We start from the raw sequence: 17,132 nt of genomic DNA on the forward strand, positions 1-17,132 counted from the left end.
TAATTTTATATAATTTTTATATATTTACATATTTTTTTTTGTTAAAAACGTTTATTTATTTAATATTTTAGGTAATATACAAAAAAATAAAATTTAAGGAACTGTGTTTTGAGTAAAAAAATTGTTGTTTTAGCTTATTCTGGAGGATTAGATACTTCGGCGATTATTCCCTGGATAAAAGAAAATTATAATTTAAATGTTTTTGCTTTAGTAGTTGATATTGGACAATCTAAAAAAGATTTGAAAGGTATTGAAGAAAAAGCAATTAGTTCTGGAGCGATTGGATGTCAGGTAATCGATTTAAAAGAGGATTTTGTCAATAACTATGTTTATCCTTTATTGAAAATAGGTGCTTTATATGAAGGAAAATATTTTTTGGGAACTGCTATTGCTAGGCCAATAATAGCTGAGGCTCAAGTACATTTTGCTAAAAAAATTGGAGCAGTTGCTTTAGCGCATGGAGCAACTGGAAAAGGAAATGATCAAATTCGATTTGAAATGACATATTCTGCTTTATCTCCTGAATTAAAAGTTATTTCTCCTTGGAGAGAATGGGATTTTAAATCTCGAGAAAGTTTATTAAAATATTTAAAAGAAAAAAATATTTCTACAACTGCAACCTTGGAAAAGATATATAGTAGAGATGAAAATATTTTTCATATTTCTACAGAAGGGGGAATTTTAGAAGATTTATGGAAACAACCAACAAAAGATTGTTGGGTGTGGACAAGAGATGTTCAAGATACACCAAATAAACCAGATTATATTACATTAAAAATAAAAAATGGTTGTGTATATTCTATAAACGGTGAAAAAAACAACCCTTATCATTGCTTAAAACAATTAAATAAACTTGGTTCTATTCATGGTATTGGAAGATTAGATATTGTGGAAAATAGATTAATTGGGATAAAATCTAGAGGTTGTTATGAGACTCCTGGTGGAACGATTATTTATGAAGCTCTTAGATCACTTGAACAATTAGTTTTAGATAAAGAATCAATGAAATGGAGAAATATATTAGCATTAGAAATGTCTCATTTAGTTTATGATGGAAAATGGTTTTCTCCTATGCGAGAATCAATTCAATGTGCTTGTAATAAATTATCCACCATAGTGACTGGAAAAGTTGTTTTAAAATTGTATAAAGGAACAGTTATAGCTGTTCAAAAAAAATCAGAAAATACATTGTATTCACAGTCTTTTTCTACTTTTAGTGAAGATAATGTATATACACAATCTGATGCTTCTGGTTTTATTAATCTTTTTTCTCTTTCAACAAAAATTCGATCTTTAAAACAAAAATAATTTTTTAATTATTTCTTTTATTTTTTTATTTTTTTATTTTTTTATTTTTTTTTTTTTTTTTTTTTTTGATCAAATTATAAATATAAAAAATATAAAAAAATTATATGATAAGTTAATTTTATTAATAAATTTTTATTTTGGATAATGATATGACTCTTTGGGGTGGACGGTTTATTAAAAAACAAGATAAATTTTTTAAAGAGTTTAATAATTCTTTAAAAATAGATTTTATTTTAATTAAATATGATATTCAAGGATCCATAGCTTGGTCGAAAATCCTTTTAGATAGTAAAATAATTACACATGAAGAACAACGAAAAATAGAAACAACATTAAATTTAATTTTTCGCGAAGTGAAAAATGATCCAAAAAAAATTTTATTAAGTGATTCTGAAGATATACATTCATGGGTAGAAAAAAGACTTATTTATATTTTAGGAGATATAGGTAAGAAAATTCATACTGGAAGAAGTAGAAATGATCAAGTTGCAACAGATTTAAAATTGTGGTGTAAAAAAGCAATTATAACTGTACAAAAAAAAATTATTAATTTTCAGGAATCTCTTATTAATTTAGCTGAGAAAAATATTTCTTCTATTATATCAGGATATACTCATTTACAAAAAGCACAACCTATCATATTTTCTCATTGGTGTTTAGCATATTTTGAAATGCTAAAACGAGATTTCTCTCGTTTGAAAGATTGTTTACGGAGATTAAATGTTAGTCCATTAGGTTCTGGTGCTTTAGCTGGAACGGGATGGAAGATAAATAGAAAAAAATTAGCGTTATATATGGGTTTTTCAAAATCAAGTAATAATAGTTTGGATAGTGTATCTGATCGAGATTATATTGTAGAACTTTTATCCATTGCTTCTATTAGTATGATGCATTTATCAAGATTTTCTGAAGATTTAATTTTTTTTAATTCTGGAGAATGTAATTTTATTGAATTATCTGATGCGGTGACTTCTGGTTCTTCATTAATGCCACAAAAAAAAAATCCAGATTCTTTAGAATTAATCAGAGGGAAAACAGGGAAGGTTTATGGTGATTTATTAAATATTTTAGTTATTTTAAAAGGTTTACCTTTAGCATATAATAAAGATATGCAGGAGGATAAAGAATGTTTGTTTTCTGCTTTAAAGGTTTGGATAAATTGTTTAAAAATGTCAAGAATAGTTATTTTAGGGATAAAATTAAATAGTAAAATTTGTAGAGAAGCATCTGAAAAAGGGTATTCAAATTCTACTGATTTAGCTGATTATTTAGTTGAGAAAGGAGTAAGTTTCAGAGATGCACATAAAATTTCTGGAAAAATTGTTCTTTATGCAATAAAAAATAATAAATCTTTATTACAACTTACATTAAAAGATTTTAAAAAATTTTGTTCTATAATTGATGATAATATATATCAAAATATTAATTTAGAAAGTTGTTTAAATAAAAGAAATTCTCATGGTGGAACTTCTCAAAAACAGGTATTAAAATCTATTGCTTATGCTCAAAAATATGTTTTAAGAAAACGGAAAGAAATAAAAATTTAAGATTTAATATAATTTTTATTTTTTTTCATTTTTTAAAATTTTTTTTCAAGAAGATTGTTAAAAATTAAAATTTTTTATAAAAAATTTTAGAAATTTTTTTATATATAATACAAATATTATTTTTTTTGGAAATTTTTTTAAAATTTTTAATTTATATACAATTTTTAGAATTATTTTCATAAAAATAAATTTTTATGTATTTTTTAAGTTTGAATATATATGATTTTTTACTTAGACTATGTCTGATAGAATTTTTTTTTGTAAATTAATGTATATTTGTATTTTTTTAATTTTTTACAAATTTACTTTGTTAAAAATAGTTTTATTATATTAATTTTATTAAAATATATATTTGTAATTTATTTTTTTATGTTTCGCAAGAAGTTTTATTGTATGAAATTAACTGAATTATAAATTAAATTTTTTTTAAATATATTTTAAAAATTAATTATTAATTAATATATGTTTGTTATAATTAATTGATTTTTTATAAGAGATTTCTTATGTTAGACAAAAAAATAAAAAAAAAAGATGCTGAATCAAAATTTCAAATTCAGAAAATTTATATAAAAAGTGTTTCTTTTAAATCTCCTCATTCTCCATATATTTTTAAAGAGAAATGGAATCCAAAAATTTCTTGTGATTTAAATACTGTGTGTAATAATCTTGAAAATGATTTATTTAATGTTATTTTGCAAGTTTTTATAGAAGTAAAAATTGAATTAAAAACAATTTTTCAATGTAAAATTCATCAAGCTGGTATATTTTACATTTGCGGGATGTCAAAAGAAAAGTTAACTCATTGCTTAGGTGCATATTGTCCAACTATTCTTTTTCCATATGCACGTGAATCTGTTTCGAATTTAACTATAAAAGCTGGTTTTCCACAATTAAATTTAGAACCTATAAATTTTGATTTAGCTTTTAGTAAAGCTAATTTACAAAAAAAATCTGAATAAATTTATTTATAGAAATTAAAAATTTTTATATAAAATTTTGTTTTGTTAACAATAATCTTATGAAATTATTGTTAACGATATTTTTATAAAAAATTTTATTTATTTAATTAGATCTTTAATCATCTAAGAAACTTTTTAAAATATCAGATCGACTAGGATGTCTTAATTTTCTTAATGCTTTAGCTTCTATTTGTCTGATTCTTTCTCTAGTTACATCAAATTGTTTACCAACTTCTTCTAACGTATGATCTGTGTTAAGATTAATTCCGAATCTCATACGTAAAACTTTTGCTTCTCTTGGAGTTAAACTGGATAAAATATTATTTGTTGCATGTTTTAAACTTTTTGATGTTGCTGAGTCTAATGGGAGTTCAAGAGATGTATCTTCAATAAAGTCTCCTAAATGTGAATCTTCATCGTCTCCAATTGGAGTTTCCATAGATATTGGTTCTTTTGCGATTTTCAAAACTTTTCTAATTTTTTCTTCTGAAATAAACATTTTTTCTGAAAGTTCTTCTGGTGTTGGTTCTCTTCCTATTTCTTGTAAAATTTTTCTAGATATTCTATTTAATTTATTAATTGTTTCTATCATATGTACTGGTATTCTTATTGTTCTTGCTTGATCCGCGATTGATCTTGTGATTGCTTGTCTGATCCACCAAGTGGCATATGTTGAAAATTTATATCCTCGACGATATTCAAATTTATCAACTGCTTTCATCAAACCAATATTTCCTTCTTGAATTAAATCTAAAAACTGTAATCCTCTATTTGTATATTTTTTTGCAATAGAAATTACTAATCTTAAATTTGCTTCGACCATTTCTTTTTTAGCGTATTTCGCTTTATTCTCTCCAATGATAACTTTTTTATTGATATTTTTTATTTGGCTAATAGTGAGATCAATTTTTTTTTCAATTTTAATTAATTTATCTATTCTATATTTTATTATTTTTTCTATTTTTAATAATTTTTTAGCCCATTTATGATTCATTTTTTTAACTATTTTTAGCCATTTTTTATTTGTTTCATATTCTAAAAATAGTTTAATAAATATTTTTTTTGGAATTTTGCATTTTTTTATGCATAATTTCATTAGATTTCTTTCATGTTTGCGAATTTTTTTTATAATACGACGCATATTTTTAATTAAATAATTAAACTGTTTTGGAGCTAATTTAAATTGTTTAAATATTAAAGATAACTTTTTAATTTCTCTAATAGAGTCTTTATGGTTTCTATTTTTTTTTTTAATTGTATTATGTGTAATAATATATTGTTTTTTTAATTCTAAAAATTTTTTTTTTGCTAATTCTGGATCAATTTCATCTTCATTATTTTTTATTTGGTCTATTTTAATAGAATTTATTTCTTGAGTATTTTGTATTGAATTTTTTTGTTTTTTAGAATTGTTATTTGGTTGTGATTTTTTTTGATCTAAAAATCCTATTATTACGTCTGAAATTTTTATTTTTCCAGATTTAATATAATCATATTGCTTTAATAAATATTTTATAGATTTAGGATATTCAGAAACTGATGATTGAACTTCTTTAATTCCTTCTTCAATTTTTTTAGCGATTTTTATTTCACCTTCTCTAGTTAATAATTCTACTGTTCCCATTTCTCGCATATACATACGTATTGGATCTGTTGTACGCACTAGTTCTGTTTCAACGTTTGATAGAACTTGTGTAACAGCTTCCACTGTTTCTTCATCAGTATCATTATTATTAGGATGAATAATTAAATCGTCAGAATCAGGAACTTTTTCAACTATTTCAATTCCCATTTCATTAATCATTTGCAAGATATCTTGAACTTGCTCTGAATCAAGCATATCTTCTGGTAAATGGTCGTTAATCTCAGAAAAAGTTAAAAATCCTTTTTCTTTTCCATGATTAATAAGGGATTTTAGCTGTGATTTTTGGTTTTTATCCATAAGATAATACCCATTCTATTTATTTAAATGAGATAGAATTTTTCTTTTGAAACTTTTAATTTATTTATTTATAATTTTAAAAGTTTTTTTTTAAAGTTTTTTCTTTTTGAAGTATTTTTTTTTTTAGGATCCAAATTTTTATTTTATCTTTTTTTGTAAGTTTTTTATTTTTTTCTTTAGAAAGTAATTTTTTAATTTTTTTTTTTAATTTCTGAATATATAGAAAATTAATTATTTCGAGAAATGTTTTTTTTATTTTATTTTGGGAAATTAGATTTTTCCAATTAGATAAATATTTTATAATATAATATTTTTTGTTATTTCTATATTCTTCTAACAAAATTCCTGTATTTAATATTTTTTTTTTTTTACATATTTTAATTATTTTTGAGAATATCTTTATTCCTTTGTTTTTAATTTTAGAAATTTTTGAAAAATTAATATTTAATTGATGAAGTTGAGGATTTTGTATAATTAAACTAACTAAAATTCTCATTAAACTATATTTTTTTTTTTTATATGTATTTTTTTTTTCAATAATTTTTTTTAAATTATGATGATTAAATATTCCAATTTTTTCTCTTAATGATTTATATAAAAAAAATTGATAAGTTAGATTTGGTATCTTTTTTATTAAAGATATTGCATCATAAAAAAAATTTTTTTTTCCTTCTACTGTTTTTATATCATATTTTTTTAAAATTTTTTGAAAAAAGTATTCTGACATATATATTGCATTTTTTATTCTTTTTTTGAAAGATTTTTTTCCTTCTTTTTTGATAATTGAATCTGGATCTTCATTTTTAGGAAGAAATATAAATTTTAAAGATTTTTTTCCATCTAAATACGGTAGAGATTTTATCAAAGTTTGCCATGATGCTTGTCTTCCTGCTTGATCTCCATCATAACAAAATATAATAGTTTTAGTCATATTAAACATTTTTTTTAAATGTTCTACTGTACAAGATGTTCCTAATATTGAAATTACATTATTTATTTTCCATTGCTTTAAAAGAATTACATCAAAGTAACCTTCTACGACAATTAAATATTTCAAATTATTTTTTTTTTTTAATTCATATATTCCATATATTTGTTTTTTTTTATGAAATATTTTTGTTTCTGGAGAATTTATATATTTTGGAAATTTTTCATTTTCTTTGATCAATCTTCCACCAAAACCATTTATTTTCCCATGTTGATTTCTGATAGGAAATATAATTCTTTTATAAAATCTATCATATTTTTTTCCAGAATAATTTATGTTTATAACTCCTGTTTGAATGAAATCTTGAATAGTATAATTTTTAGATATATTTAATATTTTTTTTGTTGTTAATGAATTTGAATAACCTAATAAAAATAAATTGAATATTTTTTTTTTTATTCCTCGTTTTTTAATATAATCTATTTTTTTTTTAGATTTTTTATTCTTTAAATTTTTCCAATATATGTTTGATATATCGGCCATTAAATTATATAATTTTTTTTTTTGTTCATATTTTTGATAAAATTTATCATTATTCTTGGTATATGGTATAGATATATTATTTAACATCGATAATTCTTCTATACATTCCATAAATGTTAATCCATCATAATTCATTAAAAAATCGATTGCATTTCCATGTGCATTACATCCAAAACAATGATAAATTTGCTTTTCATGATTTACAATAAAAGAAGGAGTTTTTTCTTCATGAAAAGGACATTTTGATTGATAGTTTTTACCTTTTTTTTTTAAATCTAGTTTAGATTTAATTAGATCGATAATATTTGTTTTTAACAATACTTCAGTAATAAATGTTTTTGAAATTTTTTGAGTCATATGTTTCAAATAATTTTTAAAAAGAATAAAATGAATTACCGTTCGTATTAGAAATATGAACGGGTTTTATTATGTAGGTAAATTTTTTTTAATACATACGTTTTCTAGTTAAATTTTCTCTACAGAGTTTTTTTGATAATCTTTTGATTGCTGCTGCTTTTGCTCTTTTTCTTGCTGTAGTCGGTTTTTCATAAGATTCTCTTCTACGTATTTCAGATAATATTCCAGCTTTTTCACAAGATCTTTTAAATCTTCTTAAAGCAACATCAAATGGTTCATTTTCACGTACTTTAATTATTGGCATGTTTTTCCTTATTTTTTTGTTTTATTTTTATTGATTTAAGTAGTTTATCAAATTTATCATTTGAAATCAGGTATAATAAATATTATTTACATAATACTTGAAGATAATATGAAAATTTTAGGTATTGAAACTTCATGTGATGATACAGGAATTGCGATATATGATGCAAAGGATGGATTAATTTTTAATAAAACATTACATCAATCATTAATACATAATAAATATGGTGGTATTGTTCCTGAAATAGCTGCTAGAGAACATACATTAAATATTGTAAATTTAACCAATAAAATTTTGCAAAATCGAGAGATAAATTTTAAAAAAATTGATGCTGTGGCTTATACTTATGGTCCTGGATTAATAGGATCATTGTTAGTTGGAGCTACTTTTGGAGCATCTTTAGCGTATTCTTTAAATATTCCTAATGTTTTGGTAAATCATATGGAAGCGCATTTAATTTCTGTTATGATGGGGAGGGAATGTCCAATATTTCCATTTATAGGAATGTTAGTTTCTGGTAAACATACTGAATTAATTTATGCTCATAAATTTGGAAAATATAGTATTTTAGGAAAATCTTTAGATGATAGTGCAGGCGAAGTTTTTGACAAAATAGCAAAAAATTTACATTTAAATTATCCGGGAGGTCCTGAGATTTCGAAAATTTCAAAATTTGGAGTGTCTAGAAAATATATTTTTCCTAGACCTATGTTAAATGAGTTTAATTTAAATTTTAGTTTTTCTGGTTTAAAAACTTCAGTAATAAATTTTATTAATCAAAGATCTATTCTAGATTTTCAGTTTGTAGCAGATGTTTCTAATGCTTTTGAAGAATCTATAACCGATGTGTTAGTTTTTAAAGCAAAATTAGCTTTAAAAAAAACTAAATTAGTTCGTTTGGTTGTTGCTGGAGGAGTTAGTGTTAATAATTTATTAAGAAAAAAACTTAAAAAAATGGTTTCTTCATGTTATGGAAAAGTTTTTTTTGTTAATCCTAAATTTTGCACAGATAATGCAGCTATGATAGCATATTTAGGTATGTTAAATTTTCAGTTAAATAAAGTTTATTCTCATCGTAAAATTAAAGTGAATCCAAAATTAAAAATATATAATTAATTTTTTTTATTCTAAAAAAATTTAAGAATTTTGAATTAATTTTTTTTACATACACTATTTTTTATTTTTATGAAGATATATTATATTCTTGAAAGATAATTTGTCAGGATGGTATATGAAAGTTTATTTAGTTGGAGGTGCTGTAAGAGATTTTTTGTTAAATTTACCTATAAAAGATAGGGATTGGGTTGTTGTAGGATCTACTCCTAAAGAATTGATTAAAAAAAAATTTAAGCAAGTAGGAAAAGATTTTCCTGTATTTTTACATCCTAAAACATTTGAAGAATACGCATTAGCACGAACAGAAAAAAAATTCGGTTTTGGTTATACAGGTTTTAAAACAAGTTATTCAAAAAAAATTACTTTATATCAAGATTTATTAAGAAGAGATTTGACTATTAATGCTGTTGCTCAAGATAAAAATGGAGATTTTATTGATCCTGTCAATGGAATTAGGGATCTTAAGTTAAGATTATTAAGGCATATTTCTAAAAATTTTCAAGATGATCCTTTAAGGATATTAAGAGTAGCTAGGTTTTCAGCAAAATTTGCACATTTAGGGTTTATTATAGTCAATAAAACAATGTATTTAATGAAAAAAATGGTTCAAAATCGTGAACTTTCTTTTTTAACTTCTCATAGAGTTTGGAATGAGACAAAAAAAGCTCTTGTGACTCAAACTCCTCATGTATATTTTTCTGTTCTAAAAAGATGTAATGCATTATCTATATTATTCCCTGAAATTGATTATTTATATAAAATTAATTATTTTTTATTTAAAAATTATAATTTAGGTGAGCAATTTCTTTTTTCTTTATCTTCTTTTTCAAAAAATAATTTTGAAATAGATTTGAGGTTTTCTTTTTTTTGTCAATTTTTAGTTTATTATAATTTTTTTATTAAAAAAAATAAAAATTTTGTATATAAAGATATTTTTAAAGATATTTTAATCAAAAATATGTTGTCTAGATTAGATGTTCCTATTTTTATTAGGAATTTATCGGTACATATAGCAAATAATTATTTTTTTTTACATAATATTTTTTCTGAATCTTCTTACAACATTATTTTATTGTTTAATCGTATAAATGTTTGGAGAAATCCAATTATTATTTTAAAAATTGGAGTTTTAAGTGATTTTTGTATTTTTTTTTCAAAATGTAAAAATAATTGTAAAAAAAATAAAATTGGTATTTTTTTAAAAATAATTTTTTTTATTTTAAATTCTGTTTCTGTGAAATTTATTATTCAACAAGGTTTTACAGGATTATGGATTAATCAAGAGTTGATTAGATTAAGAACATTTGTATTAGATATTTATAGGTTGAGAATTTTTTTAATTATCTAAATTCTGTTTAAAGATATTTCATATTTAAAAAAAAATATTTTAATAAAATAATTTATTTGAAAATTGAATAATATATATTTATAAATTTTTTATTTATAAAATATTTTTAAACGGCGATTAAACGCCGTTTAGATATTTTTTTTATTTTTTTTTGACATACATAATTACATTTTTTCCTGCAACAATATATCCTGTTTTTTTTTTTATAATATTTATTTCGTCTATGTTTGATATGACTACAGGAGTAATAACAGATTTTGCTGTTTTTTTTAATAGTTCTAAATCTATTTTAATTATTAATTCTCCTTTTTTTATTTTTTGATTTTCTTTTATGAAAGCTTTGAATCCATTGCCTTTTAATTTAACAGTATCGATTCCAAAATGTACAAAAATTTGAATTCCATGAGGAGATTCAATTGAAAAAGCATGTAAAGTATGAAAAATTTTTCCTATTTTTCCATCTATTGGTGCAACAATTTTATTTCCAGTAGGATTAATGGCTATTCCATCTCCTACTATTTTTTTTGAAAAAACTACATCTGGAACATTTTCAATAGGAATTATATCACCTGAAATTGGAGCAAAAATTTTTATTTTATTGTCTAAATGAGCATCTTTTTTTTTAAAAAAATTTGAAATAAAGCTCATTATTTTCTCCTATTTTTATTTATTATTATTCATAATAAATGATGTTCTGTATTAAATTTATTAAGTAATGTTTTAATTTCACTCACTGTAGATTTTTGTAATACTTTTTTTGCTAATATTTTTGCTTTTTTAAAACTAATTTTTCGAATAATATTTTTAATAATTGGTATAGAAATTGAACTCATACTTAGTTCATCTATTCCCATTCCTATTAATAAAGAAATAGCTTGTTCATTACTTGCTAATTCTCCGCAGATTCCAGTCCATTTATTTTTTTTATGTGATTCTTTAATTACCTTTTTAATTAAATATAAAACAGCGGGACTCATGGGTTGGTATAAATCAGAAATAATTTCATTTCCACGATCTACAGCTAATGTATACTGTGTTAAATCGTTAGTTCCAATACTAAAAAAATCAACTTCTTTTGCAAGATATTTTGAAATTATAGCAGATGAAGGGGTTTCTATCATTATTCCTAATTCTATTTTTTCATCAAAATTAATTTTATTTTTTTTTAATTTTTTTTTAATTTTTTGTAGTTCGTTTTTTAAGAAATGAATTTCTTCTATTGAAATAATCATTGGGAACATTATTTTAAATTTTCCAAATGCAGAGGCGCGGAGAATGGCTTTAATTTGATCATGTAAAATTTTAATTTTATCAATAGATACTCTAATTGCTCTCCATCCAAGAAATGGGTTTTCTTCTTTTGGAAAATTCATATATGAAAGATTTTTATCTCCACCAATGTCCATAGTTCGAATAATTATATGTTTTCCATTCATTTTTTGAGCAACTTTTTTATAAGCTAGGAATTGTTCCTCTTCTGAAGGAAAATTATTTCTACCCATAAATAAAAATTCTGTTCTGTAAAGACCAATACATTCTGCGCCATATTTTTTTGATCCAATAGTATCAGCATAATTTCCTATGTTTGCACCTATTTTTATCTTTTTTCCATCTTTCGTAATTGCTTGAATATTTTTTAAAGAAATTAATTTTTTTTGTTTTTTAAAGTTTTTTTCTTGTATTATTTTAAATTGTGTAATTTGTTTTTTTGATGGATTGATAATAATTTCATTATTAATACTATTAAGTATTATATAATCATTATTATTTATTTTTTTTGTAATATTTCCAGTTCCTACAATAGCTGGTATTTCTAAAGATCTAGCCATAATAGACGTATGAGAAGTTTTTCCTCCTAGGTCTGTGATAAAACCAAGTATTTTTTTAAAATTCATTTGTGCGGTTTGAGATGGAGTTAAATCTTTAGTTATAAGGATTATTTTTTTTTGGATATTATTTAAATCAATAATAGGTATATTAAGGAGGTTTTTTAATAATCTATTTCCTATATCACGAATATCTATTGCTCTATTTTTTAAATATTCATCTTGAAGTTTTTCTAATGATGTAATTTGCTCTTGGACTATTTTTTCTACTGCATAATCAGAAGTTATGAATTTTTTTTTAATTAAAGAAATGATTTCTTTCTCTAGTTCTTCGTCTTCTAATATTAATATATGACTATCAAAAATAGATGCTTTTTCTTTTCCAAATTTTTTTTTTGCTTGATGTTGTATTTCTTTTAACTGTTTTTTTGATTTTTCTCTTGCTTGAAAAAATTTTTTAATTTCTATATTAATATTTTTTTTGGAAATTTTTTTTAAATTAATTTTTATTTTTTTTTCTTTGAAAAGAAGAGCTTTTCCAAAAACAATGCCTGGTGATGCTGGAATTCCTGAAATCATGACATTACCTTTGAATAAAATAAATTATTAGTGATTAATAATATATAAATATTACAAAAAATTTAATTAATGAAATAAAATTTTTATTTTTAATAAATGAGTATTTATACGAGTTGTTTAATTAGAGTAGATAATTTTTTAATAGCTTCTTGTTCATCTGATCCATCAGCAGATAAAATTATCATACTTCCTTGAGTTAATCCTAATGTTTGTAATTTAAATAAACTTTTTGCGTTTGCTTTTTTTCCATTGGATGTTATTGTAATTGTAGAAGTATATTTTTTTGCTTCTTTCACTAATTGAGCTGCCGGTCTAGTGTGCAAACCATTTGGTGAATTAATATATATTTTTTTTTCAACCATTTTTAGGGTTTTCCTTGATTAAAATTTTTATTTTTTTTTAATTTTTTTATATTATTTAAAAAAAATATTTTTAAAAAAAATTTGTAGAATTTTTATTTATTTTAAAAATGAATAAATTTTATATTAACATTAATATTGAAATTCTTACAAAAAAATAAAAATTTTTTGTAGAGATTAGAATTGAGATGGATTTATAAAAAATTTTTAAACTTTAAAAGAGATAATTTTTTTAAAAAAATTTTTAAAATATATTTTTTTAGAATAATATATAATTTTCTTAAGTATGAATTATAAAATTTCAAATGAATAAAATAAAAAGAGAAATAAGATTCCTTCAACAAACTTTAATTTATCATAATTATTTATATTTTTGTTTGGATAATCCCATTATTTCAGATCATGAATATGATTTTTTGTTTAATAAATTAAAATTTCTTGAAAAAAAATATAAAGAAAGAAAAAGTAATTCTCCTACGCAAATTGTTGGTTCAAAAATTTTTTCTAATTTATTGTTAAATCGACATTTAACACCTATGTTGTCGTTAGAAAATATTTTTAAAAAAAATGAGTTTTTTACCTTTCATAAAAAAATTTTAAAATATAAGAAAAAAGATCAATTAATAGATTTTACTTGTGAGTTAAAATTAGATGGAGTTGCTGTAAATTTAATTTATGAAAATGGAATTTTAAAAAAAGCTTCTACAAGAGGAGATGGAGTAAAAGGAGAGGATATTACAAAAAATATTTTTTTAATAAAATCTATACCTAAAAAAATAAATACAAAAATTATTCCAAAATTAATGGAAATTCGTGGAGAAGTCTTAATTTCCAAGAAAGATTTTAAAAATTTAAATAAAAAAAACATTTTTTTAAAAAAAAATGTATTTTCTAGTGCTCGAAATTTAGCTTCTGGATCTTTACGTCAAAAAAATTTAAAAAATTTTGTTAATAGAAAATTAGTTTTTTTTTGTCATGGTTTTGAGATGTTTAATTTTTTTTTACATAATAGTTATTATGATATTCTTTGTAAAATTAAAAAATGGGGATTTAGTATTAGTCCGGAAATTTTTTTTTCATCATCTTATGAAAAGATTTTAAAATTTTATTCGAAAGTTCAAAATAAGCGCTCTTTATTGGAATTTGATGTAGATGGAATTGTTATCAAAGTTAATGATTTAAGATTAAGAAAGAAAATTGGAATGAGATCTAGATCACCGCGTTGGGCTATTGCATATAAATTCCCTAATCAAGAAAAAAAAACTATTTTAAAGAAAGTGACTTTTCATGTTGGAAGAACTGGAATTGTGACTCCTGTCGCGCATTTTATTCCGATCTATATTTCTGGAATTAAAATAGAGAAAGCTACTTTATATAATAAAAATTTTTTAGAAAGTTTAAATTTACATATTGGAGATAAAATTATTGTTTGCAGATCTGGAGATGTAATACCGAAAATTATTAGTAAAGAAATTACATGTTTTAAAAAAGAAAACGTTCAGGTAATTTTTCCTAAAAAATGTCCTTCTTGTAAAAATTTGTTAAAAAATTTAAATAATAGAAAAACTGTTTGTAAAAATTATTTTTTTTGTAAATCTCAAATTAAAAAACGTTTAATATATTTTTTTTCTAAAAAGTCTTTTGAAATACAGGATCTCGGTCCAAATATTATTAATCAATTAGTAGATAAATTAAATTTTAAAAATCCGATAGATTTTTTTCAATTAGATATAAAAACTTTAAATGATTTAAATAATGTAGGAGAAAAAACCGCCACAAGTATTGTAAAATCTATTAAAAAAATTCAATCAATTTCTTTAGAAAAATTTATTTTATCTTTTGGTATTTTAGGTATTGGGGAAATAGCATCTAAAAAAATAGCAAAGCATTTTAAAAGTATAAATAATGTTTTAAATTCTAGAAAAAAAGATCTTATTAAAATTAATGGTATTGGAGAAATTACAGCAAAAAATTTTTTGCGTTTTATAAATAGTTATCATAATAAAATGATAATTAAAAAACTGATGAAAAATTGTCAAATTAATATTTTTTTTTCTCAAAAAAATTTTCATAAAGAAAAAAAATCTTCTTTTTTTTTAGATAAACAAGTTTTAATAACAGGAGTTTTAAAAAATTTTACTAGAAGAAATTTATTTAAGATATTAGAAAATTTAGGTGCGACTCTTCAATATAGTTTTTCAAAAAAAGTTAATTTAGTTATTAGAGGTCAAAATCCAGGAAAAAAATTAGATTACGCTAAAAATTCAGGTGTAAAAATAATAAATGAAAATGATTTATTGAAAAAAATTCCAAAAAATTTTTTGGGTCGTGCAGGATTTGAACCTGCGACCAATTGATTAAAAGTCAACTGCTCTACCGAGCTGAGCTAACGACCCATTAAAATAAATTAGGTAATGACGGATTCGAACCGCCGACATCCTCCGTGTAAGAGAGGCGCTCTACCAACTGAGCTAATCACCTTTGTAAATAAAAAATAATTTTATTTAAATTTTTTATTTTTTTTATTTATTATATAATATTTTTAATGAAAAATAAAATTATATTTATTAATAAAATAAATTATGTTAATTAAAACGCGTTTTGCTCCTAGTCCATCTGGAGAATTACATTTTGGAAATATTAGGACTGCTTTATACTCATGGTTATATGCTAAACAAAATAATGGAGTTTTTATATTACGCATTGAAGATACAGATACATCAAGATCTTGTAAAAAATTTTCTAAAAATATTATTGATACATTAAAATGGTTAAAATTAAATTGGAATGAAGGTCCTTATTTTCAGAGTAAAAAGATACATCGTTATCAAGAAATTATTAATTTTATGTTATCTCAAGATTTGGCATATAAATGTTATTGTGGAAATGATCAGTTAAATTATGTAAAAAAAATACAATCTTTGCGAGGAATTAAAACAAAATATAATGGAGCATGTAGAAATTTAAAAAAAAATCTTCATACTTTACAAAAATATGTTGTTAGATTTAAAAATCCCTTATCTGGTGAAGTTACTTTTCATGATATGATTAGAGGGAAAATTGTTGTAAAAAATATAGAATTAGATGATTTAATTATTCAGCGCGAAAATGGAATTCCTACATATAATTTTTGTGTAGTTATTGATGATATGGACTCAGAAATTACTCATGTCATAAGAGGAGAAGATCATATTAATAATACTCCACGTCAAATAAATATTTTGAATGCTTTAGGAGCAAAAATACCAAATTATGCGCATTTATCTATGATTTTAAATAGTAATAAAAAAAATCTTTCTAAAAGAAATAATTTATTAAGTGTATTGAAATATAAAAAATTAGGGTATTTACCTGAAGCAATTTTAAATTATATTGTTCGTTTGGGTTGGTCACGAGGAAACAAAGAAATTTTTAGTTTGAAGGAAATGATTGATTTATTTAATTTTAAATCGATGACTAAATCTTCTAGTGTGTTTGATGGTAAAAAATTACTTTGGATTAATAAATATTATATAAATTCTTTGAAAAAAAGTAAAATTACCAATCTCATAATAAAAATTTTTAAAAAAAAAAATATAGATTTTACACAAGGTCCTCGTTTATCAGATGTAATTTCAGTTTTTTCTTCACGTGTTTCAACAATTCTTGATTTATTTCATGAAGTATCTTTTTTTTATAAAGATATTTTTATAGAATATGATAAAAAATATTTAAATAATTATTTTAATTTGCAATCTTTAAAAATTTTACGACAATCTTATAAAGAGTTTTTAGGTCTTTCTAATTGGAATATGCAAGAAATTTTTCAAATTATAAAGAAATTATCAATTAGATTTAATGTATTAATAAAGGATATTATTTATCCTATGAGAGTTGCTTTAGTTGGAAAATCTAATTCTATTGGAATAAATAAGGTTATGTTTTTTTTAGGAAAAGAAAAATCTTTATCTAGGTTAAAAAATTTTTTAAATATTTATAATGAATTTTTTTTATAGTGTAATTTTATAAATTTTTTT

At 22.0% G+C, this 17,132-nt stretch carries 13 protein-coding genes and 2 tRNA genes; 7 read left to right on the top strand and 8 right to left on the bottom strand.

The features are described from left to right. Positions 1 to 108 precede the first annotated feature (108 nt). From M3Y47_RS01905 to secB, 3 genes are all read left to right on the top strand, one after another. Complete coding sequence (locus M3Y47_RS01905; protein WP_252839391.1) at positions 109 to 1,308, top strand: argininosuccinate synthase; 1,200 nt, start codon at positions 109 to 111, stop codon at positions 1,306 to 1,308. A 149-nt stretch (positions 1,309 to 1,457) separates the two neighbouring features. Further along, entirely contained in the window at positions 1,458 to 2,855 is a 1,398-nt protein-coding gene (argH, locus tag M3Y47_RS01910) for an argininosuccinate lyase (protein ID WP_252839392.1), read from the top strand. Between the two features lie 503 nt (positions 2,856 to 3,358). Next, a complete protein-coding gene (gene secB, locus M3Y47_RS01915) occupies positions 3,359 to 3,814 on the top strand; it encodes a protein-export chaperone SecB (RefSeq protein WP_252839393.1) in 456 nt (151 codons plus the stop codon). A gap of 115 nt (positions 3,815 to 3,929) precedes the next feature. Here the strand turns inward: secB and rpoD are convergent, their stop codons facing one another. The 3 genes from rpoD to rpsU all read right to left on the bottom strand — a co-directional run bounded on the left by rpoD (position 3,930) and on the right by rpsU (position 7,888). Next, the gene (gene rpoD / locus M3Y47_RS01920) at positions 3,930 to 5,756 is read right to left on the bottom strand and encodes an RNA polymerase sigma factor RpoD (RefSeq protein ID WP_252839394.1); all 1,827 of its coding nucleotides are present in this window, start codon (positions 5,754 to 5,756) and stop codon (positions 3,930 to 3,932) included. Positions 5,757 to 5,832: 76 nt separating this feature from the next. Further along, the gene (gene dnaG, locus M3Y47_RS01925; RefSeq protein ID WP_252839395.1) at positions 5,833 to 7,584 is read right to left on the bottom strand and encodes a DNA primase; all 1,752 of its coding nucleotides are present in this window, start codon (positions 7,582 to 7,584) and stop codon (positions 5,833 to 5,835) included. Between the two features lie 88 nt (positions 7,585 to 7,672). Then, a complete protein-coding gene (gene rpsU / locus M3Y47_RS01930) occupies positions 7,673 to 7,888 on the bottom strand; it encodes a 30S ribosomal protein S21 (RefSeq protein WP_252839396.1) in 216 nt (71 codons plus the stop codon). Between the two features lie 108 nt (positions 7,889 to 7,996). Here rpsU and tsaD point away from each other — a divergent pair, with 108 nt between their 5' ends. Together tsaD and M3Y47_RS01940 are read left to right on the top strand one after the other, a co-directional pair. Continuing rightward, entirely contained in the window at positions 7,997 to 9,004 is a 1,008-nt protein-coding gene (gene tsaD / locus M3Y47_RS01935; protein WP_252839397.1) for a tRNA (adenosine(37)-N6)-threonylcarbamoyltransferase complex transferase subunit TsaD, read from the top strand. A gap of 115 nt (positions 9,005 to 9,119) precedes the next feature. Further along, positions 9,120 to 10,352, top strand: a complete 1,233-nt coding sequence (locus M3Y47_RS01940; protein ID WP_284622297.1) for a tRNA CCA-pyrophosphorylase — start codon at positions 9,120 to 9,122, stop codon at positions 10,350 to 10,352. A gap of 141 nt (positions 10,353 to 10,493) precedes the next feature. Here M3Y47_RS01940 and crr read toward each other — a convergent pair whose 3' ends face one another. From crr to M3Y47_RS01955, 3 genes are all read right to left on the bottom strand, one after another. Beyond that, on the bottom strand, positions 10,494 to 11,000 hold the full coding sequence (crr, locus tag M3Y47_RS01945; protein ID WP_252839399.1) for a PTS glucose transporter subunit IIA: 507 nt from the start codon (positions 10,998 to 11,000) through the stop codon (positions 10,494 to 10,496). A 29-nt stretch (positions 11,001 to 11,029) separates the two neighbouring features. After that, positions 11,030 to 12,757: a phosphoenolpyruvate-protein phosphotransferase PtsI gene (ptsI, locus tag M3Y47_RS01950; protein WP_252839400.1), complete on the bottom strand. Its 1,728-nt coding sequence runs from the start codon at positions 12,755 to 12,757 to the stop codon at positions 11,030 to 11,032. Positions 12,758 to 12,861: 104 nt separating this feature from the next. After that, complete coding sequence (locus M3Y47_RS01955; protein WP_252839401.1) at positions 12,862 to 13,119, bottom strand: HPr family phosphocarrier protein; 258 nt, start codon at positions 13,117 to 13,119, stop codon at positions 12,862 to 12,864. 302 nt (positions 13,120 to 13,421) lie between these two features. Between M3Y47_RS01955 and ligA the strand changes: the two genes are divergently transcribed. Further along, a complete protein-coding gene (ligA, locus tag M3Y47_RS01960) occupies positions 13,422 to 15,473 on the top strand; it encodes an NAD-dependent DNA ligase LigA (RefSeq protein WP_252839402.1) in 2,052 nt (683 codons plus the stop codon). On the opposite strand, the gene M3Y47_RS01965 is transcribed toward ligA, so the two are convergent. After that, a tRNA-Lys gene (locus tag M3Y47_RS01965) sits at positions 15,439 to 15,512 on the bottom strand. The genes ligA and M3Y47_RS01965 overlap by 35 nt on opposite strands. Before the next feature lie 12 nt (positions 15,513 to 15,524). After that, positions 15,525 to 15,597, bottom strand: a tRNA-Val gene (locus tag M3Y47_RS01970). Positions 15,598 to 15,698: 101 nt separating this feature from the next. Here M3Y47_RS01970 and gltX point away from each other — a divergent pair. Further along, complete coding sequence (gene gltX / locus M3Y47_RS01975; RefSeq protein WP_252839403.1) at positions 15,699 to 17,111, top strand: glutamate--tRNA ligase; 1,413 nt, start codon at positions 15,699 to 15,701, stop codon at positions 17,109 to 17,111. Positions 17,112 to 17,132 lie beyond the last annotated feature (21 nt).

Origin of the sequence: Buchnera aphidicola (Sipha maydis), assembly GCF_024029855.1 — a bacterium.
GTDB lineage: Bacteria > Pseudomonadota > Gammaproteobacteria > Enterobacterales > Enterobacteriaceae > Buchnera_J > Buchnera_J aphidicola_BI.